Annotated in this window: 19 protein-coding genes; 8 read left to right on the top strand and 11 right to left on the bottom strand. The window is 68.8% G+C overall.

Features of this window, described 5'->3' with window-relative positions; translation table 11 throughout:
• Positions 1-45 precede the first annotated feature (45 nt).
• A complete protein-coding gene (murB, locus tag U4012_RS13375; RefSeq protein WP_321799124.1) occupies positions 46-1,095 on the top strand; it encodes a UDP-N-acetylmuramate dehydrogenase in 1,050 nt (349 codons plus the stop codon).
• 140 nt (positions 1,096-1,235) lie between these two features.
• Here the strand turns inward: murB and argF are convergent, their stop codons facing one another.
• Positions 1,236-2,165 carry an ornithine carbamoyltransferase gene (gene argF / locus U4012_RS13370; protein ID WP_124486968.1) on the bottom strand — a complete coding sequence of 310 codons (930 nt, stop codon included), beginning with the start codon at positions 2,163-2,165 and terminating at the stop codon, positions 1,236-1,238.
• 415 nt (positions 2,166-2,580) lie between these two features.
• On the opposite strand from argF, the gene U4012_RS13365 reads away from it, so the two are divergent.
• A complete protein-coding gene (locus U4012_RS13365; protein ID WP_044848570.1) occupies positions 2,581-2,901 on the top strand; it encodes a DUF3579 domain-containing protein in 321 nt (106 codons plus the stop codon).
• A 146-nt stretch (positions 2,902-3,047) separates the two neighbouring features.
• On the opposite strand, the gene rpsT is transcribed toward U4012_RS13365, so the two are convergent.
• Positions 3,048-3,320 (bottom strand): 30S ribosomal protein S20, encoded by a 273-nt coding sequence (gene rpsT / locus U4012_RS13360; RefSeq protein ID WP_006482211.1) that lies wholly within the window; start codon positions 3,318-3,320, stop codon positions 3,048-3,050.
• A gap of 304 nt (positions 3,321-3,624) precedes the next feature.
• Between rpsT and murJ the strand changes: the two genes are divergently transcribed.
• Positions 3,625-5,175, top strand: coding sequence for a murein biosynthesis integral membrane protein MurJ (gene murJ / locus U4012_RS13355; RefSeq protein ID WP_044848571.1), 1,551 nt, complete (start codon positions 3,625-3,627; stop codon positions 5,173-5,175).
• An 8-nt stretch (positions 5,176-5,183) separates the two neighbouring features.
• Positions 5,184-6,026, top strand: a complete 843-nt coding sequence (locus tag U4012_RS13350; RefSeq protein ID WP_044848584.1) for a SirB1 family protein — start codon at positions 5,184-5,186, stop codon at positions 6,024-6,026.
• A 79-nt stretch (positions 6,027-6,105) separates the two neighbouring features.
• Here the strand turns inward: U4012_RS13350 and U4012_RS13345 are convergent, their stop codons facing one another.
• The 5 genes from U4012_RS13345 to lpxK form a co-directional block, all read right to left on the bottom strand.
• Positions 6,106-6,864: an SDR family NAD(P)-dependent oxidoreductase gene (locus U4012_RS13345; protein ID WP_044848572.1), complete on the bottom strand. Its 759-nt coding sequence runs from the start codon at positions 6,862-6,864 to the stop codon at positions 6,106-6,108.
• A gap of 212 nt (positions 6,865-7,076) precedes the next feature.
• On the bottom strand, positions 7,077-7,739 hold the full coding sequence (gene adk / locus U4012_RS13340; protein WP_044848575.1) for an adenylate kinase: 663 nt from the start codon (positions 7,737-7,739) through the stop codon (positions 7,077-7,079).
• Positions 7,740-7,947: 208 nt separating this feature from the next.
• A complete protein-coding gene (gene kdsB, locus U4012_RS13335) occupies positions 7,948-8,739 on the bottom strand; it encodes a 3-deoxy-manno-octulosonate cytidylyltransferase (protein ID WP_044848576.1) in 792 nt (263 codons plus the stop codon).
• A 116-nt stretch (positions 8,740-8,855) separates the two neighbouring features.
• Positions 8,856-9,059 (bottom strand): Trm112 family protein, encoded by a 204-nt coding sequence (locus tag U4012_RS13330; protein WP_321799115.1) that lies wholly within the window; start codon positions 9,057-9,059, stop codon positions 8,856-8,858.
• Positions 9,040-10,068, bottom strand: coding sequence for a tetraacyldisaccharide 4'-kinase (gene lpxK, locus U4012_RS13325; protein WP_257775605.1), 1,029 nt, complete (start codon positions 10,066-10,068; stop codon positions 9,040-9,042). The genes U4012_RS13330 and lpxK overlap by 20 nt, the downstream gene beginning before the upstream one ends.
• 450 nt (positions 10,069-10,518) lie before the next feature.
• Here lpxK and xseA point away from each other — a divergent pair, with 450 nt between their 5' ends.
• Positions 10,519-11,901 (top strand): exodeoxyribonuclease VII large subunit, encoded by a 1,383-nt coding sequence (gene xseA / locus U4012_RS13320; protein ID WP_321799111.1) that lies wholly within the window; start codon positions 10,519-10,521, stop codon positions 11,899-11,901.
• Positions 11,902-12,141: 240 nt separating this feature from the next.
• Positions 12,142-12,720, top strand: coding sequence for a superoxide dismutase [Fe] (gene sodB, locus U4012_RS13315; protein ID WP_124486975.1), 579 nt, complete (start codon positions 12,142-12,144; stop codon positions 12,718-12,720).
• Between the two features lie 110 nt (positions 12,721-12,830).
• Here the strand turns inward: sodB and chrA are convergent, their stop codons facing one another.
• Together chrA and U4012_RS13305 are read right to left on the bottom strand one after the other, a co-directional pair.
• On the bottom strand, positions 12,831-14,042 hold the full coding sequence (gene chrA, locus U4012_RS13310; protein ID WP_321799109.1) for a chromate efflux transporter: 1,212 nt from the start codon (positions 14,040-14,042) through the stop codon (positions 12,831-12,833).
• A 141-nt stretch (positions 14,043-14,183) separates the two neighbouring features.
• Positions 14,184-14,891, bottom strand: coding sequence for a Crp/Fnr family transcriptional regulator (locus tag U4012_RS13305; RefSeq protein ID WP_124486977.1), 708 nt, complete (start codon positions 14,889-14,891; stop codon positions 14,184-14,186).
• Between the two features lie 81 nt (positions 14,892-14,972).
• On the opposite strand from U4012_RS13305, the gene U4012_RS13300 reads away from it, so the two are divergent.
• Positions 14,973-15,497: a DUF962 domain-containing protein gene (locus U4012_RS13300; protein ID WP_044848582.1), complete on the top strand. Its 525-nt coding sequence runs from the start codon at positions 14,973-14,975 to the stop codon at positions 15,495-15,497.
• Between the two features lie 240 nt (positions 15,498-15,737).
• Entirely contained in the window at positions 15,738-16,352 is a 615-nt protein-coding gene (locus U4012_RS13295) for a class I SAM-dependent methyltransferase (protein WP_321799106.1), read from the top strand.
• 16 nt (positions 16,353-16,368) lie between these two features.
• Here U4012_RS13295 and U4012_RS13290 read toward each other — a convergent pair whose 3' ends face one another.
• Positions 16,369-17,643 carry an EAL domain-containing protein gene (locus U4012_RS13290; protein ID WP_044845572.1) on the bottom strand — a complete coding sequence of 425 codons (1,275 nt, stop codon included), beginning with the start codon at positions 17,641-17,643 and terminating at the stop codon, positions 16,369-16,371.
• A 180-nt stretch (positions 17,644-17,823) separates the two neighbouring features.
• Complete coding sequence (gene mdtD / locus U4012_RS13285; RefSeq protein WP_044845573.1) at positions 17,824-19,263, bottom strand: multidrug transporter subunit MdtD; 1,440 nt, start codon at positions 19,261-19,263, stop codon at positions 17,824-17,826.
• Positions 19,264-19,425 lie beyond the last annotated feature (162 nt).

Raw genomic sequence — 19,425 nt, 5'->3', positions numbered from 1 at the left:
TTGCCCAAGGCCGGCTGTCTGCCCGCCCGGCGGACGTGAACGCGAATGCCGATGCCTCCTGACGATTCCGCCCTGTCGCTGCTCCCCGACCATCCGCTCGCCGCGCACAACACGTTCGGCATTTCCGCGAAGGCGCGCTTTGCCGCGCGCGTCACGCATGCGGCGCAGTTCGAGGCGCTGCACCGCGACCCGCGCGTCGCATCGCTGCCGCAGCTCGTGCTCGGCGGCGGCAGCAACGTCGTGTTCACGCGCGATTTCGACGGCGTCGTGCTGCTCGACGAGATCGCCGGCCGTCGCGTCATGCGCGAGGACGACGACGCATGGTACGTCGAGGCCGGCGGCGGCGAGACCTGGCACGCGTTCGTCGCGTGGACGCTCGAGCACGGGATGCCGGGCCTCGAGAACCTTGCACTGATTCCGGGCACCGTCGGCGCCGCGCCGATCCAGAACATCGGCGCGTACGGCCTCGAGATGAAGACCTATTTCGACTCGCTGGTCGCCGTCGAGCTCGCGACGGGGCGCAGCGAGCGCTTCGACGCCGCGCGCTGCGGGTTCGGCTATCGCGACAGCTTCTTCAAGCGGGAAGGGCGCGGCCGCTTCGCGATCGTCGCCGTGACGTTCCGGCTGCCCAAGCGCTGGACGCCGCGGCTCGGCTACGCGGACGTCACGCGCGAGCTCGACGCACGCGGCATCGCGCCGGACGCCGCGACCCCGCGCGACGTGTTCGACGCCGTTGTCGCGATTCGCCGCGCGAAGCTGCCCGATCCGCTCGTGCTCGGCAACGCGGGCAGTTTCTTCAAGAATCCGGTGATCGACGTCGCGCAGTTCGACGCGCTGCGCGCGCGCGCACCCGAAGTCGTGTCGTATCCGCAGCCGGACGGGCAGGTGAAGCTCGCGGCCGGCTGGCTGATCGACCGCTGCGGCTGGAAAGGGCGCGCGCTCGGCGCGGCGGCCGTGCACGACCGGCAGGCGCTCGTGCTGGTCAATCGCGGCGGCGCGACGGGCGCCGACGTGCTCGCGCTGGCGCGCGCGATCCAGGACGACGTGCGCGAACGGTTCGGCGTCGAGCTCGAACCCGAGCCCGTGTGCCTGTAACGCGGTGTTGCGCTGCGCGGTTCATTCGCGTTCGTCCGACCCAACAAAAAAGCGCCGATCGACGACGATCGGCGCTTTTTTCCGCATGCCGCGCGGATGGCGGCGACGCGCGCGTAATGCGCACGCAATACGCGCGGCGGTCAGTGCTTGAGGCGGCCGAGCAGCAGGAACTCCATCAGCGCCTTCTGCACGTGCAGGCGGTTTTCCGCCTCGTCCCACACGACGCTCTGCGGGCCGTCGATCACGCCGGCCGTCACTTCCTCGCCGCGGTGCGCGGGCAGGCAGTGCATGAAGAGCGCGTCGGGATTCGCGTGCCCCATCATTTCCTCGTCGACGCACCAGTCGGCAAACGCCTGCTTGCGCGCTTCGTTCTCGGCTTCGAAGCCCATGCTCGTCCACACGTCGGTCGTCACGAGATCGGCGCCCTTGCACGCTTCGTTCGGATCGTCGAACACCTCGTAGAACGGCGCGCTGTCCGGCGCCACCAGCTTCATGTCGAGCGCATAGCCCGGCGGCGTCGACAGGCGCAGCTTGAAGCCGAGGATCTGCGCGGCTTCGATCCACGTGTACAGCATGTTGTTCGCATCGCCGACCCACGCGACCGTCTTGCCGGCGATCGGGCCGCGGTGCTCGTAGTACGTGAAGATGTCGGCGAGCACCTGGCACGGGTGGTATTCGTTGGTCAGGCCGTTGATCACCGGCACGCGGGAGTTTTCCGCGAAGCGCGTGATCACGTCCTGCTCGAACGTGCGGATCATGATGATGTCGACCATCCGCGAGATGACCTGCGCGGAATCCTCGACCGGCTCGCCGCGGCCGAGCTGCGTGTCGCGCGTGCTCATGAACACCGCGTGGCCGCCGAGCTGGAAGATGCCGGCTTCGAACGACAGGCGCGTGCGCGTCGAGCTCTTCTCGAAGATCATCGCGAGCGTGCGGTCGTGCAGCGGGTGATAGGTCTCGTAGTTCTTGAACTTGCGCTTCAGGATACCCGTGCGTTCGAGCACGTACTCGTAGTCTTCCAGCGAGAAATCCTTGAACTGCAGGTAGTGACGAATGGTTTTGGCGGTCATGAAACGAAATACGGCGGGTCTGAACCGGCCGCGCGGCCGGACGGCGCCGCCGTCGGGTGTGGATAACTCAAAGCAGCATAAAGGATTTTCTGTGCTTTGACGAGCCGCGACGAAAACCGGGTTGGGATCGTGGCGCACGCTGGAAGGCGCCGGAAGAGGGGCGGCGAGACGACGCGCGATGCCGCGCTGCGGTATAATCCAAAAGTTTTCTCCAGCCCGGCAGGCAAGCCTCTTCGCGCTCTGCCGGACACAAGCCATGCGCTGCACAAATCCGGTGCGGCGCGTCGGCGGCACGCCTCGACAGCCTGTTTTTTCGGGATATCGGAGCGCGAGTGCCGCTGTCCGCTCGAGCTTTGTGTTCGCGTATCCGGGCGCTGTCGCCTGGACATCGCCGGGCCGTCACTTGGGTAACCACATGGCTGAAACCCCTCCGACCGAATTCTTCATCCAGGGCATTACGAAAGACGGGAAAAAGTTTCGCCCGAGCGACTGGTCGGAGCGTCTGGCCGGCGTGATGGCCTGCTTCGGGCCCGGTGCGAGCGGGCCGAACGCGCGCCTGAAATATTCGCTGTACGTGCGCCCGACGATGCTCGGCGACCTCAAATGCGTGATCCTCGATTCCCGGCTGCGCGACGTCGAGCCGATGGCGTTCGATTTCGTGCTGAATTTCGCGAAGGACAACAACCTCGTCGTCACCGAGGCGTGCGAGCTGCCGGACTACCACGAGAAGAAGTGAGTTCGACGGGCGAGGGCGCATGCCGCGCCCTGCCTGGCGGTCGCCCGGCGCGATGCGCGGGCGACGCACAGCAAAAAAGCCCGCCTAGGCGGGCTTTTTTGCGATCGCAGGAAACAGGAGCGCCCGCCGAAGCGGGCACGCCGGATTTACGCTGCTGCCTGCAGACCCTTGACGGCTGCGGCGAGGCGGCTCTTGCTGCGAGCGGCCTTGTTCTTGTGAACGATCTTCTTGTCGGCGATCGTGTCGATCGTCTTCACGGCAGCCTTGAACAGCTCGGCAGCCTTTGCCTGGTCGCCGGCTTCAACAGCCTTGCGAACCGACTTGATCGCGGTACGGAATTTCGAGCGCAGCGCCGAGTTGTGCGAATTTGCCTTCGCGGCTTGGCGGGCGCGCTTGCGTGCTTGTGCGGAGTTAGCCATGACGGTTCCTTATCCTGTCCTGTTTCCAGAGCTTGGAGCCTGACGGCCAAGCGCTGCTTTTCGATCCGTCCCCTGAGAGCGATTGCCCAGGGGCGCATAAAAAACGGTGATTTTAACCGAGGCCGAGACATGAAAACGACAGGCGCCGTGCATGTAACAGGCTCAGAAACCGGCGATTATAGCAACAAAATCAAGCGCGTGGCAAGGTCAACGTGACGTCGGCCGGACGGGGGCGCAGGCGACGCGCGCCCTTTTCGCCATCCGTCCGTGCCGGGCCACGCAACGTCCGTATAATAAGCGCCCCATGAATCTATTCCGAGCCCTGCTGACGGTCAGCGGCTTCACGCTGCTGTCGCGCGTGACCGGACTGGCCCGCGAGACGCTGATCGCCCGTGCGTTCGGCGCCAGTCAATACACCGACGCGTTCTACGTCGCTTTCCGCATTCCGAACCTGCTGCGCCGCCTGTCTGCCGAAGGCGCGTTCTCGCAGGCGTTCGTGCCGATCCTGGCCGAGTTCAAGAACCAGCAGGGGCACGATGCGACCAAGGCGCTCGTCGACGCGATGTCGACCGTGCTCGCGTGGGCGCTCGCCGTGCTGTCGGTCGTCGGGATCGCCGGCGCGTCGTGGGTCGTGTTCGCGGTCGCGTCCGGCCTGCATACCGACGGGCAGGCGTTCCCGCTCGCGGTCACGATGACGCGGATCATGTTCCCGTACATCGTGTTCATCTCGCTGACGACGCTCGCGTCAGGCGTGCTCAATACCTACAAGAGCTTCTCGCTGCCGGCGTTCGCGCCGGTGCTGCTCAACGTCGCGTTCATCGCCGCGGCCGTGTTCGTCGCGCCGCACCTGAAGGTGCCGGTCTACGCGCTCGCGTGGGCCGTCATCGTGGGCGGCGTGCTGCAGTTCATCGTGCAGCTGCCGGGGCTGAAGAAGATCGACATGGTGCCGCTGATCGGCCTCAACCCGGTGCGCGCACTGCGTCATCCCGGCGTGAAGCGGGTGCTCGCCAAGATGGTGCCCGCGACGTTCGCGGTGTCGGTCGCGCAGCTGTCGCTGATCATCAACACCAACATCGCGTCGCGGCTCGGGCAGGGCGCGGTCTCGTGGATCAACTACGCCGACCGCCTGATGGAGTTCCCGACCGCGCTGCTCGGCGTCGCGCTCGGCACGATCCTGTTGCCGAGCCTGTCGAAGGCGCACGTCGACGCCGATTCGCATGAATATTCGGCGCTGCTCGACTGGGGGCTGCGCGTCACGTTCCTGCTCGCGGCGCCGAGCGCGCTCGCGCTGTTCTTCTTCGCGACGCCGCTCACCGCGACGCTGTTCAACTACGGCAAGTTCGACGCGCATACGGTCACGATGGTCGCGCGCGCGCTCGCGACCTACGGGATCGGTCTCGTCGGCATCATCCTGATCAAGATCCTCGCGCCGGGCTTCTACGCGAAGCAGGACATCAAGACGCCGGTGAAGATCGCGATCGGCGTGCTGATCGTCACGCAGATCTCGAACTACGTGTTCGTGCCGCTGATCGGCCATGCGGGCCTCACGCTGAGCATCGGCGTCGGTGCCTGCCTGAACTCGCTGCTGCTGTTCCTCGGGCTGCGCAAGCGCGGCATCTACCAGCCGTCGCCCGGCTGGCTGCGCTTCTTCGTGCAGCTGATCGGCGCGGCGCTCGTGCTCGCCGGCCTGATGCACTGGTGCGCGATCAACTTCGACTGGGCCGGCATGCGTGCGCAGCCGCTCGATCGCATTGCACTGATGGCCGCGTGCCTCGTGCTGTTCGCTGCACTATATTTCGGTATGTTGTGGGTGATGGGCTTCAAATACGCTTACTTCAGAAGGCGCGCCAAGTGACGACCGCAATGACCCGCGTCCTCGACTACTTCAGCACGCTCGTGGCGGACGACGACAGTCTGCCCGTCACGGAAACCGCGCTGTCGCTTGCGCAGGACGCGTATCCCGACCTCGACCTGCAGGGTACGCTGGCCGAACTCGACATCCTGGCCGCGCGGCTGAGCCGCCGGCTCGCCGACGATGCGGACCTGAAGGACCGCGTCGCCGCGCTCAACGAGTTCTTCTTCCGCGAACTCGGCTTCGCATGCAATCACAACGATTACTACGACCCCGATAACAGCCACCTGAACGCGGTGCTGAAACGGCGGCGCGGGATTCCGATCTCGCTGTCGGTGCTGTACCTGGAGCTCGCCGAGCAGATCGGCGTGCCGGCGCGCGGCGTGTCGTTCCCCGGCCACTTCCTGCTGCGCGTGACGCTGCCGGACGGCGACCTGATCATCGATCCGACCAACGGCCATTCGCTGTCCGAGGCCGAGATGGTCGAGATGCTCGAGCCCTACGTCGCGCGTGCGGCGGGCGCGGTCGACAGCGCGTTGCGCGCGCTGCTGCAGCCGGCCACGAGCCGCGAGATCATCGCGCGGATGCTGCGCAACCTGAAGACGATCTATCTGCAGACGGAACGCTGGCAGCGGCTGCTCGCGGTCCAGCAGCGGCTCGTGATCCTGCTGCCGGAACAGCTCGACGAAGTGCGCGACCGCGGCTTCGCGTATGCGCGGCTCGACTACCTGCGCCCCGCGCTCGAGGATCTCGAGCAGTATCTCGGCGAGCGGCCCGATGCGGAGGACGCGACCGTCGTCGAGTCGCAGGTGACCGAGTTGCGGCAGCGGATGCAGCGCGACGGCGAGGACTGAGCCGTTGCAGTCTCACCGGCGCCCCGAACGTCGACACGCCCGCATCGCGGGCGTTTTTTTTGCAGCTGCTTGCTTGCACTTACTTCGGCTGCATCCGGATCGCGCCGTCGAGGCGGATCACTTCGCCGTTGAGCATCGGATTCTCGACGATCTGGCGCACCAGCATCGCGTATTCGTCCGGTTTGCCGAGCCGCGGCGGGAACGGCACCATCGCGCCGAGCGCGTCCTGCACGTCCTTCGGCATGCCGAGCAGCATCGGCGTCTCGAACAGCCCGGGCGCGATCGTCATCACGCGGATGCCGTGGCGCGACAGGTCGCGCGCGATCGGCAGCGTCATGCCAGCGACACCGGCCTTCGACGCCGCATACGCGGCCTGGCCGATCTGCCCGTCGTACGCGGCGACCGACGCGGTGCTGACGATCACGCCGCGTTCGCCGCCGGCGTTCGGCGCGGTCGCGGCCATCGCGGCGGCCGCGAGCCGGATCATGTTGAAGGTGCCGACCAGGTTCACGTTGATCGTCTTCGCGAACACGTCGAGCGGATGCGCGCCGTCCTTGCCGACGGTTTTCGCGGCGGGCGCGATGCCCGCGCAATTCACGAGGCCGCGCAGCGTGCCCGCGCGCGTCGCGGCGTCGACGGCCGCCTGCGCATCGGCCTCGCTCGATACGTCGCAGCGCACGAATACGCCGCCGAGTTCGCCCGCGAGCGCCGCGCCGGCTGCTTCGTTGAGGTCGGCGAGCACGACCTTGCCGCCGGCCTGAGCGAGCATGCGGGCCGTTCCGGCGCCGAGGCCCGATGCGCCGCCCGTGATCAGAAAGACGTTGTCGCGAATCTCCATCACTGTCTCCTTGGTTGGGTCCGATGCCGGTCGATCGGAGTAAAGGCCGGTACGCCGGTTTGCGCGGCGCACGCGATCGGTCGATTGTACGGTGCGGCGTCGCACGCCGGCTTCAGCGGCACGGTCGTGCGAACCCAGGTCAGACGAAACGGATGCGGCAGACGAAAAAAAAGCCGCCCCGAAAGGGCGGCTTGCGGTGCACGACGCGGTGCTTACTTCAGTGCGTCGAACGCACGCTCGCGGATTTCGTCCACGCTGCCGAGGCCCGAGATTTTGCGATACTGCGGGGCCTTCAGGCCGTTTTCCTCGCCGCGCTGCGCCCAGTCGCCGTAGTACGTGATCAGCGGCTTGGTCTGCGCTTCGTACACTTCGAGACGCTTCAGGACGGTTTCTTCCTTGTCGTCGTCGCGCTGGATCAGCGGTTCGCCCGTCACGTCGTCCTTGCCCTCGACCTTCGGCGGGTTGAACTTCACGTGGTACGTGCGGCCCGATGCCGGGTGCGTGCGGCGGCCGCTCATGCGCTCGACGATCTCCGAGAACGGGACGTCGATTTCGAGCACGTAATCGATCGCGACGCCGGCTTCCTTCATCGCGTCAGCCTGCGCGATCGTGCGCGGGAAGCCGTCGAACAGGTAGCCGTTCGCGCAGTCGGCTTCCTTCAGGCGCTCCTTCACGAGGCCGATGATCAGCGCGTCCGGCACGAGCTTGCCGGCGTCCATGTAGCCCTTCGCCTCGACGCCGAGCGGCGAGCCGGCCTTGACGGCCGCGCGCAGCATGTCGCCCGTCGAGATTTGCGGGATGCCGAACTTTTCCTTGATGAAGTTTGCCTGGGTACCCTTGCCCGCGCCGGGCGCACCCAACAGGATCAAACGCATGGTGATATCTCCGGTATGTAGATTCGTGTGGCGAGACGCAAAAGCGTCGGCGACAGCGTGCGCGGGGCTTGCCTTGCGCGCGGCGGACCGGTCTGATGCGGCGCGTCGGCGAAAGGCGACGCGCGGCTGCCGGGACAGGCCGTGGCGGGGTCAAGCTAGGACGCGCGGGTCGCGGACGGCTCGCACAATCGCCTGATTATGCCACGGGTTATTTTGAACCCGGCCGAAAAAGGGCCTGCACGCGTGCGAGATCGGCCGGCGTATCGATGCCGGCTTCGGGTGCATGCTCGGTGATCAGCACCGCGATGCGCTCGCCGTGCCACATCGCGCGCAGCTGTTCGAGCTGCTCCGCCTGCTCGATCGGCGCCTGCGCGAGCGACGGATAGGTGCGCAGGAAACGCGCGCGATAGGCGTAGAGTCCGATGTGGCGATAGACCGGAAAGGCCGGCGCCGGCATGGCCGCAACGTCGGGCCAGTGCGGCTGGTACGCATCGCGGCTCCACGGAATCGGCGCGCGCGAGAAGTACATCGCGACGTTGCGCGCGTCGAGCGCGACCTTCACGATGTTCGGATTGAACACGTCGGCCGCGTCGTGGATCGGGTGCGCGGCGGTCGCGATCGCGCAGTCCGGGTGCGCGGCGAGGTGCGACGCTACGTCGCGGACGAGCGCCGGGTCGATCAGCGGCTCGTCGCCCTGCACGTTGACGACGACGGTGTCGTCGCTCCACCCGAACGTCGCGGCGACTTCCGCGAGCCGGTCGGTGCCGGACGGATGGTCGGCACGCGTCAGCACCGCTTCGAAACCGTGCTCGCGGGCCGCGTCGAGCACGCTCTGCGCGTCGGACGCGACGAGCACCTGCTGCGCGCCCGCTTCGCGCGCACGCTCGGCGACGCGCACGACCATCGGCTTGCCGCCGAGATCGGCGAGCGGCTTGTTCGGCAGGCGCGTCGACGCGAGCCGGGCAGGAATGACGGCGATGAAGGGCTGCGGATGAGTCATCGGGGCTGAGCGGTGAGAAGAGCGGGGCGGGCGGCGCGTCGAAGGCGGGCCGCCCGGCAGGGCCGGCACGCGGCCGCGAAGAAGCGCGGCCGGGCGCCGGTGCAGCGGTGCGGCGTTTAGCTGCCGGCCGGGCCGGCGGGGTCGACCGGCGTGCCTTCGACGGTCTGGCGCGCTTCGTCGACGAGCATCACGGGGATGCCGTCGCGGATCGGGTAGGCGAGCTTGTCCGCGTTGCAGATCAGCTCCGGCGCGGCGCGGTCATAGTGGAGCGGGCCTTTGCAGATAGGGCACACAAGGATTTCAAGCAGGCGAGCGTCCACGGAGTTTCTCCACAACGAGGGCAATGAGGCGAGGATCGAGCGCGGCTTCGACGGGGACGACCCACAGCCGAGCGTCGCGCCAGGAAGCGCCCAATTTTACTGCATCCTTCTCGGTGATCAGGATCGCATCGACCGCGTCGTCGACGAACGGATTGTCGGCGAACGCGTAATGGTCGGGCAGCGCGCGCGTCGCCGGCGCGAGGCCGGCCGCACGCAGCGTCGCGAAGAAGCGTTCCGGCGCGCCGATGCCGGCCGCGGCGAGCACGCGCTCGTGCGCGAACTGCGACAGCGGGCGGCGCAGCGCCGGCTGGTCGAGGTGCCACGCGGCGCCCGGCGTGAGCGCGAGCGCATAGGTGTCGGGCCACGGCGGCAGCGCGCCGCTGTATGGATCGTTGACGAGCGTTGCGTCGCGGTGGCGCGACAGCGGCTCGCGCAGCGGGCCGGCCGGCAGCAGGAAGCCGTTGCCGCCGAGCCGGTGGTCGAACACGACGAGCTCGACCGTGCGCGCGAGGCGGTAGTGCTGGAGGCCGTCGTCGCTGACGATCACGTCGACGTCCGGGTGCGCGGCGCGCAACGCCTGCGCGGCCGCGACGCGGTCGGGGCACACCCACACGGGCGCGCCGGTGCGGCGCGCGATCAGCAGCGGTTCGTCGCCGGCCGCGCGCGCGCGCGACGCGGGCGTGACCGCGGTGGGCGCCTTCACGTTCGCACCGTAGCCGCGCGACACGACGCCCGGCGTGAAGCCGGCCGCGCGCAGCGCGTCGACGAGCGCGATCACGGTCGGCGTCTTGCCGGTGCCGCCGACGGTCACGTTGCCGACCACGACGACGGGCACGCCGACGTCGACCGGTTGCTTCCAGCCCTGCGCGTAGGCCGTGCGGCGCAGCGCCGCGCACAGGCCGAACACGCACGCGAACGGCGTGAGCGCCCACGCGAGGGCGCCGCGGCGCTGCCATTCGCGCGTGAGGCGCGCTTCGAGCCGCGCGAGCGGGCCGCCGGGCGCGCTCATCGGGCCGGGCGCGGCGCGTCGTGCGCCGCGGCGTGGGACGGATTCGTCAAGACGGATTCTCCGTGGGGCGGCGCATGCCGCTAGGGGTTCGGAAGGCGGCACTCTAGCGCGCCGCACGCGGGCGCGGCAAGCGCGGCCGGGCGACGCACCCGATGGGGCCGGAACGGAACGGGCTGTGGATAACTCTGTGAAAAACTCCCGGCCTGTCCGCGTGAAACGCCCGCCGGGCGGACATCGAATCGGCGGCAAATCAAACTGCAAGGTTTAAAAAACTATAAAAATCAATGTGTTGTGAGGAATCGTCTGGGTTTTTCCGCGGTTTTGAAGCGTTTTTGATGGACGATTGCCAGAGTGTGGACACCTTCCGAATGGTGCAGCGCGGGCGACCGGCGCTGGACGCCGCGCGCGTGTCGGACTATCGTGTCGCCGCCAGCATTCATCCGACCGCCCATGCTTTCCGACTCTCCTTTTTCCGCTCCCGGCGCGACCCGCGGCGGCGACGAAGTGATTCCCGTTTCGGCGCTCAATCGCGCGATTTCGACGATGCTCGAGCGCTCGTTTCCGCTGCTGTGGATTTCGGGCGAAGTGTCGAATTTCACGCGCGCCGCGAGCGGCCACTGGTATTTCTCGATCAAGGACCAGCAGGCGCAGATGCGCTGCGTGATGTTCCGCGGTCGCGCGCAGTACGCGGAATTCACGCCGCGCGAAGGCGACCGGATCGAGGTGCGCGCGGTCGTCACGATGTACGAGCCGCGCGGCGAAGTGCAGCTCAACGTCGAGGCCGTGCGGCGGACGGGCCAGGGGCGCCTGTACGAGGCGTTCCTGCGGCTGAAGGCGCAGCTCGAGGCCGAAGGCCTGTTCGCGCCCGAGCGCAAGCGGCCGCTGCCGGCGCACCCGCGCGCGATCGGCATCGTCACGTCGCTGCAGGCCGCCGCGCTGCGTGACGTGCTGACCACGCTCGCGCGCCGCGCGCCGCACATCCCGGTGATCGTCTATCTGGCGCCCGTGCAGGGTGCGGGCTCGGCCGAGAAGCTCGTCGCGGCCGTGCAGGCGGCGAACGCGCGGCGCGAGGTCGACGTGCTGCTGGTCTGTCGCGGCGGCGGGTCGATCGAGGATCTGTGGTCGTTCAACGACGAAGCGCTCGCGCGTGCGATCGCGGCGAGCGAACTGCCGGTCGTCAGCGGCGTCGGCCACGAAACCGATTTCACGATCGCGGACTTCGCGGCCGACCTGCGCGCGCCGACGCCGACCGGCGCGGCCGAGCTCGCCAGTCCGCAGCGCGCGTTACTGTTGCGCGAGGTGGCCGACCGGCAGCGCGCGCTTGCGCGCTGCCTGGAACGCGGGCTCGAGCAGCGCGCGCAGCAGCTCGACTGGCTCGCGCGCCGGCTCGTCAGCCCGGCCGAACGGCTGCAGCGGCAGCGCACCCACGTCGAGCAACTGGCGGTGCGGCTCGCCTCGGCCGCGTCGCGGCCGGTGCGCGACGCGCGTGCGCGTTTCGCGCTCGCGCAATTGCGCTGGCAGCGCGCGCGGCCCGACCCGGCGCAGGCGCGTCAGGCACTCGCCGGGCTGTCGCAACGTCTCGCGGTGGCGCTGCAGCGCCGTCACGAGCGCGATACCGCGCGCGTGTCGGCCTGCGCGGCGCGGCTCGAGGTGCTGAGCCCGCAGCGCACGCTCGAGCGCGGCTACGCGGCGCTGATCGACACGCAGACCGGCCGCGCGGTGCGCGCGCCGAACGCGCTGAAACCGCAGCGCCGCCTGACCGTGCATCTCGCCGAAGGCTCGGCCGACGTATCGCTCGCCGACGTGCAGCCGCGACTGACCGATACGATCTGACGACGGCGGCGTAAGCGGAACGAAGGTCGCGCGTCCGGCGCTCCGGATGGTCCGGCGCCCGGCGCGGGAACGGATGCTGCGCATCCGTCTTCTCGTCCTGCCGGATGAAGCGGGAACGCCGATTTTCTGCATACCGCGGATAAATGCCCGTGAGTTTGCGGGGATATTCGGACTCGCCTACAATCGGACGCTCGGCAGCATTCAACACAGCCTCCCTACATACTCAACGAAGGAATCGCCATGGCTCATACGCTCCCGCCGCTCCCGTACGCTGAAGACGCACTCGCGCCGACCATCTCGAAAGAGACGATCGAGTACCACTACGGCAAGCATCATCAGGCTTATGTGACGAACCTGAACAATCTGATCCCGGGCACGGAATTCGAAAACCTGTCGCTGGAAGAGATCGTGAAGAAGTCGTCGGGCGGCATCTTCAACAACGCCGCGCAAATCTGGAACCACACGTTCTTCTGGAACAGCCTGTCGCCGAACGGCGGCGGCGCACCGTCGGGCGCGCTGGGCGACGCGATCAACGCGAAGTGGGGTTCGTACGACGCGTTCAAGGAAGCGTTCTCGAAGGCCGCAGTCGGCACGTTCGGTTCGGGCTGGGCATGGCTCGTGAAGAAGGCCGACGGTTCGCTCGACATCGTGTCGACGAGCAACGCCGCCACGCCGCTGACGACGGCCGACAAGCCGCTGCTGACGATCGACGTGTGGGAACACGCGTATTACATCGACTACCGCAACGCACGTCCGAAGTTCGTCGAAGCGTTCTGGAACATCGTCAACTGGGACTTCGCAGCGAAGAACTTCGCGTAAGTCCATGCGTACTGCGCGCCGTTGCGGCGCGCGGCACCCGAAGAAAAGCCCTCGTCACGAGGGCTTTTTTGTTTTTGTCGGGCGGGAATCGATGCGTGGCATTTGCCGGATCACGCGAGCGTCGTCGCCAACCAGCCGAGCGCCGCGCTCGCGATCACGACGGCCCACGGCGGCACCCGCCAGAACACGAGTGCGACGAACGCGACGAGCGCCGCCGCGAAGTCGCGCGGCGACACGATCGTCTCGCTCCACACCGGGTGATATAGCGCGGCGAGCAGCAGCCCGACCACCGCCGCGTTCACGCCCGCGAGCGCGGCCTGCATGCGTGTGCTGCGGCGCAGGCGTTCCCAGAACGGCGCGGTGCCCGCGACCAGCAGGAACGACGGCGCGAAGATCGACACGAGCGCGATCGTCGCGCCGAGCCAGCCGTTCGGCGCGTCGCGCAGCGACGCACCGAGGAACGCCGAGAACGTGAAGAGCGGCCCCGGCACGGCCTGCGCGACACCGTAGCCGGCGAGGAACGCCGCATCGCCGACCCAGCCCGGCGCGACGACGGCTGCCTGCAGCAGCGGCAGCACGACGTGCCCGCCGCCGAACACCAGCGCGCCGGTGCGAAAGAATGCGTCGGCCACCGCGAGGGTATGCGAATGCAGCGCGCCCGCCGCGAACGGCAACGCGACGAGCAATGCGGCGAACAGCACGAGCCACAGCGCCCCCGCGCGATGCGACACGTGCAGCGGCAGCGGATCGTGCGCGCCGCGCTCGGGCTGCGGCAACAATACGAGCCCGGCCGCGCCGGCCGCGGCGATCACGGCCACCTGCAGCCATGCGGCCGGCACGAGCAGCGCGAGGCAGGCCGCGACCGCCATCAGTGTGGCGCGGCGCGCATCCGGGCACAGCGTGCGCGCCATGCCCCACACCGCCTGCGCGATCACCGCGACCGACACGATCCGCAACCCGTGCAGCGCGCCGGCCGCGACCGGCATGCCCGCAGCGTGCATGCCGAGTGCGAACAGCATCATCAGCAGCGCCGACGGCAGCGTGAAGCCGAGCCATGCGGCGAACATTCCCGCATAACCCGCGCGCGACAGGCCAATCGCCATCCCGACCTGGCTGCTCGCCGGCCCCGGCAGGAACTGGCACAGGCCGACGAGATCGGCATACGCGCGTTCGGTCAGCCAGCCGCGCCGCGTGACGAACGCGTCGCGGAAGTAGCCGAGATGCGCGACGGGCCCGCCGAACGACGTGAGGCCGAGCCGCAGGAACGCGACGAAGACAGGCCACGCGTGGCGGGAAGGGGCGGTAAGGGTGGACGTGTTCAAGCGCGTATGCGGGGAGAAGGACGAACGAGCCGCCACGATAGCGCGAAGCGATGGCGGCGGGAATGCGGCGTTGCGGCGATCGCGCGATGGCGTCACGACGGGCGCGTCAGGACGGAGGCGGCGCGTCGTCAGTGCGTGCCGTCAGTGGGTGCCGTCAGGCAGCCCGCTCGCCCGGCGCAGCGCATCGACGTCGACGAGTTCGATCTCGCCGACATGCAGCCGCACGACGCCGTCGGCCTGCAGCGCCTTCAGCAGCTGGTTGGTGGTCTGCCGTGTGAGCGACAGCATCGCCGCGAGCTTTTCCTGCGACAGCCGGATGCGCGTGCGGCCGGCGCTGATCCCGCCGTAGCCGTCGGCGATCATCAGCAGCCGTGCGGCAAGCCGCTGCGCGGCCGGCATCACGCTCATCGATTCGACGGTCAGGAAGCTCAGCCGGAGCTTTTGCGCCATCAGCAGCGCGAACTGCCGCCAGTATTGCGGCGTCGTGTCGAGAATCGCGAGCAGCGCGCGCTGCGGGACGTGCAGCAGCAGCGTGTCGTCGAGCGCGATCGCGTCGTGCGTGCGCGGCTGGCCGTCGAACAGCGCGATCTCGCCGAACCACGTGACGGGTTCGGCGACCGTCAGCAGCGCTTCCTTGCCCTGCGGATCGACCGCGCCTATGGTGAGGGCGCCGGCCAGCACCGCATACAGCCCGCATGGCGGGTCGCCGCGACGGAACAGCGCGTGGCCGGCCGGCAGGTGCCGCAACGCGGCGCGGGCGAGCAGGTCGTCGCGCAACGCCGGCGGCAGCGCGGCGAACCACGGGTGCGCTTCGATCTGCGGCAGGTACGGGGCGAGCGGCGAGGGCATGGGCACGCGATGTCGGGTAGCTGACAGAGGTTCCTGGGCGTGACGCGCATCATAGCGCCCAATGATCGTTCAGGAGACACCATGAAGACGCTCGAAGACCACCTTTCCCAGTATGCGGCCTACCATCGCGACGCACGCAACATCGCGACGCATCTGGTCGGTATTCCGATGATCGTGTTCGCGGTCGAGGTGCTGCTGTCGCGGCCGGCGCTCGGTACGCTGGCCGGTGTCGCGCTGTCGCCGGCGCTGCTGCTGGCGGTGGCGTTCGCGGTGTTCTACCTGCGCCTCGACCTGCGCTTCGGGGCGGTCATGACCGCGCTGTTCGCCCTCGGCCTGTGGGCCGCGCAGACGCTCGCGCTGCTGCCGACCGCGCAATGGCTCGGGATCGGCATCGGCGCGTTCGTGGTTGGCTGGATCGTACAGTTCGTCGGGCACTGGTTCGAGGGGCGCAAGCCCGCGTTCGTCGACGATCTGGTCGGGCTGATGGTCGGGCCGCTGTTCGTCGTCGCCGAAGTCGCGTTTTTCGCGGGCCTGCGCGGCGACGTGCGCCGCGAGGTCGAGCGGCGCGCGGGGCCCGTGCACGGCGGCGCGCATTCGCATGTCTGACGCGTCGGCCGCGCCGGCCTGCGGGTTCGGCGCGGACGCGGTCGGCTGCGCCCTCGGCGGCCGGTTCGCGGCGGCATCGCGGCCGGCCCTGGCGCGGCGATGCGCCGTGGGCCGAACTGACCGCGCCGGCGACCTGCGAGCGGCGCGGGGCCGCGCGTCGCCCGCCATCCCACGCGCGACGCGCAACGGCTAAGATGCGGGGTGCGTCGCACGACAGGACGCGTACGCGGAGCAATCGCCATGGTGGATCGCCCGACTCTCGATGCCTACGAAGCCCATGCCGCGCAATACGCGCAGGACTGGCTCGACCAGGCCGCCCCCGACGACATGTATGCGCTGCTCGAGCAATATTTCTCGCCCGGGCCGACGGCCGACGTCGGCTGCGGTGCGGGACGCGACACCGCGTGGCTCGCTTCGCGCGGATTCGACGTGCGCGGCTACGACGCGAGCGCCGCGCTGCTCGCCGAGGCGCGCTTGCGCCATCCGTCGCTGAGCTTCGAGCTGGCTGCGCTGCCGGCGCTCGCCGGCGTGCCGGCCGGCGCGTTTCGGAACGTGTTGTGCGAGACGGTCGTCATGCACCTCGAACAGGCGGATGCCGCAGCGGCGGCGGCGCGGCTGGCCGCGCTGCTGATGCCCGGCGGCACGCTGTACCTGAGCTGGCGGGTGGCCGGCAACGGCGCGCTGCGCGACGAGCGCGGCCGCTTGTATACGCCGCTCGATTCGGCGCGCATGCATGCGGCGCTCGGCGCCGGCATACACGTGATCGACGAGCACGAGGTGGTCAGCGCGTCGTCCGGCAAGCGCGTGCACCGGCTGATCGCGCGCCGCGCCAACGCCCTCGACGGCGCCGCGTGAGCGCGGCCGCGCGAACTCATTCGCGGCTGAGTGCCGCTTCCCAGTTGATGTCGACGCACAGCACCTGCATGCCGGTCGCGGCCGGCGCGGCGATCGATGCGGTCACGCACAGGTGCGCTTCGTTGATCGACAGGTACGGCGGCGTCAGATGCACGCGGCCGGGCGCGCGCATCGCGTGGATGAAGTAGGGGCGGCGCTCCCAGCTCGCGCCTTCCGAATGCAGCAGCGGCCGGAAGCGCTTTGCCCGCTGCGAGACGCTGCCGCGCGCGAGCACGTTGTCGCCGATCTGGCGGCCCGATGCATCGAGCAGGAAGCAGCGCGCGGTTTCCGGCAACCCGAGCACGGCGCCGGCCGCGTCGATCAGCGATTCGCCCGCGACGAGCTTCCGGCTCGCTTCCTCCAGCGCGGCGACATACGGCGCGAGGCGTTCGGCCTGCGTGCGCTCGCGTTGCGCGACGCGCAGCCGCAACGCGGCCGACAGCGTATCCATGCACCCTGCGGCGGCCTGCGGTTGCACGGGGTCGACGCTCGGCCCCGCGAAGTACTGTCCCTGCACGAAATCGACGTCGCATTCGAGCGCGATCATCGCGTCGCGCTCGGTCGAGAGCCCGCCCATCAGCACGAGCTGGCCGGATTCGTGCAGCAGCGACACGAGCCCGGGCAGTACGCGCTCGAGATGCGAGTGTTCGCTTGCCTGCGCGAGGATCCCGCGGTCGAGCGTGACGATGTCGGGGTGCAGGTGCCACACGCGGTCGATGTTCGAATGTTTCGCGCCGAAGCCGCCGAGCGCGATCAGGAAGCCGGCCTTGCGCAGCCCGTCGACGATCGCCGCATAGCGCGGCGTCTCGCCGCCCGCCTGCTCGGGCACCTCGAGCACCACGCGATGCGGCGGCAGGCCGAGCGCCTTCAGGTTCGCGAGCAGCGCGTCGCCGTAGACGGTGTCCATCAGTGCCGCCGGGTGCAGGCTCAGGAAGAGCCATTCGTCGTGACTGTCGAACGCGTGGAAGTTGCCGAGATGCAGCGATTCGGCGAGCCGGCCGAGCTCGAGCAGGTCGCCGCGCCGCGCCGCCTGCGTGAACACCTCGTGCGACGCGACCTGGCGGCTGTCCTCGTCGTGCGCGCGCAGCGACGCGTGATAGCCGATCGCGCGGCGGTGCGACACCGAGAAAACGGGCTGGAACACGCTGAACACGGTGTATGCGCCGTACAGCACGGTGCGCCGCTTCCCGTCGTCGCCGGCGACGGGGCGGGGCGGCTGGAAGCCGGGTGGATCGATGTCGATCATGCTCATGATGTCGGCCGAAGGAAGACTGCCAGTTTACCTACAGAATAGGCGAGCAAGAAGCATGCACGGCATCGTGCCCCGTGCGGCGGGCCGTCGCGGCCGGCAGGGCGCGCGCGGTGCAGCCGTGCTGCACCGACATGGTGCGCGGCGCGCCGCCGTGGCGATTGCGGCGGCGCGCGCCGTGCGTCACGCGCGTTCGGACGGATCGGTCTTGTGCTGCGTGCCGCCGCGGATGTCGGGCGCGAGTTGCGCGAAGATCCACGCGGACGCGGCCGTGATGATCCCGACACAGATGAAGGTCGCATGGAACGCGGGCAGCGTGTTGCTCGGCGTCACCGTGCGCAGCATCCCGGTGAAGGTGGCCAGCAGCGCGCCCGCGACCGTGACGCCGAGGCTCATCGACAGCATCTGCACGAGCGAGAACAGGCTGTTGCCGCTGCTCGCGCCGCCGGTGCCGAGATCCTTCAGCGTCAGCGTGTTCATCGCGGTGAACTGCATCGAGTTGAAGCCGCCGAACAGCGCGAGATGGACGACCTTCACCCACACCGGCACCGTGTCGCGCATCAGCGCGAAGCTCGCCATCATCACCCCGACCATGATCGTGTTCGCGAGCAGCACCTTGCGGTAGCCGTGCTGCGTGATCAGGCGCGTGATGATCCGTTTCGAGAACATCCCGGCCGCCGCGACCGGCAGCATCATCAGCCCGGCTTCGAATGCCGAATAGCCCAGGCTCACCTGCAGCAGCAGCGGGATCAGGTACGGCATCGCGCCGCTGCCGATCCGCGCGAACAGGTTGCCGAGCAGGCCGACGCTGAACGTATGGATCTTGAACAGCTCGAGCGAGAAGATCGGCTGCGGCGCGCGCACCGCGTACAGCCCGTACGCGACGAAGCACGCGAGGCTCAGGATCAGCAGCACGAGCACGGCCGCGTGCTGCATCCCGAGATCGGCGAGCCCGTCGAGCGACAGCGAGATCGCGACCATCCCGATCGTCAGCAGCAGATAGCCCTTCAGGTCGAAGCGGCCGACGGCCGGGTTGCGCGCGTCGGGCATCGAGTAGAAGGTCGCGACGCAGCCGGCGACGCCCACCGGCACGTTGATCAGGAAGATCCAGTGCCACGACGCGATCTTCACGAGCCAGCCGCCGAGCGTCGGCCCGATCAGCGGCCCGATCAGCCCGGGAACCGCGACGAACGACAGTGCTGGCAGGTAGCGTTCGGCCGGGAAGGTGCGCAGCACGGCCAGCCGCCCGACCGGCAGCAGCATCGCGCCGCCCACCCCCTGCACGACGCGGAACACGACGAGCTGCGACAGCGTATGCGCATTCGCGCACAGCAGCGAACCGAGCGAGAACACCAGGATCGCGCTGAAGAACACGCGCCGCGTGCCGAACGTGTCCGCGAGCCAGCCCGAGACGGGAATCATCACCGCCATCGTCAGCGAGTAGGCGATCACGACCGACTGCATCCGCAGCGGCGATTCACCGAGACTCACTGCCATCGACGGCAGCGCCGTGTTGACGATCGTCGCATCGAGCGTCTGCATGAAGAAGCCCGTCGCAACGAGCCAGAGCATTATGGTGAGGTTCTTTTCGCCGGGAGCGGCGGCGGGCGGGCGTTGGAACATGGGGACGGACCGGTGGCGCGGGACAGCCGCCATTGTAGGCAAAGCCGCCGCGCCACGCAGGATCGGTCCGGACGCCTGTCCGGCGGCGGACCGGTACAGTTCAGCCGAAAGTGTCTGCAGGCGTATCTGTCCGTGTTTCGCCACTGTCCGAAATACTGGCGT

The organism is Burkholderia sp. BCC1988 (assembly GCF_905339895.1).
In the GTDB taxonomy this organism is placed as follows: Bacteria; Pseudomonadota; Gammaproteobacteria; order Burkholderiales; family Burkholderiaceae; genus Burkholderia.
Note: the sequence above shows the minus strand (reverse complement) of the source record. Positions and strands in the feature narration are given on the sequence as shown.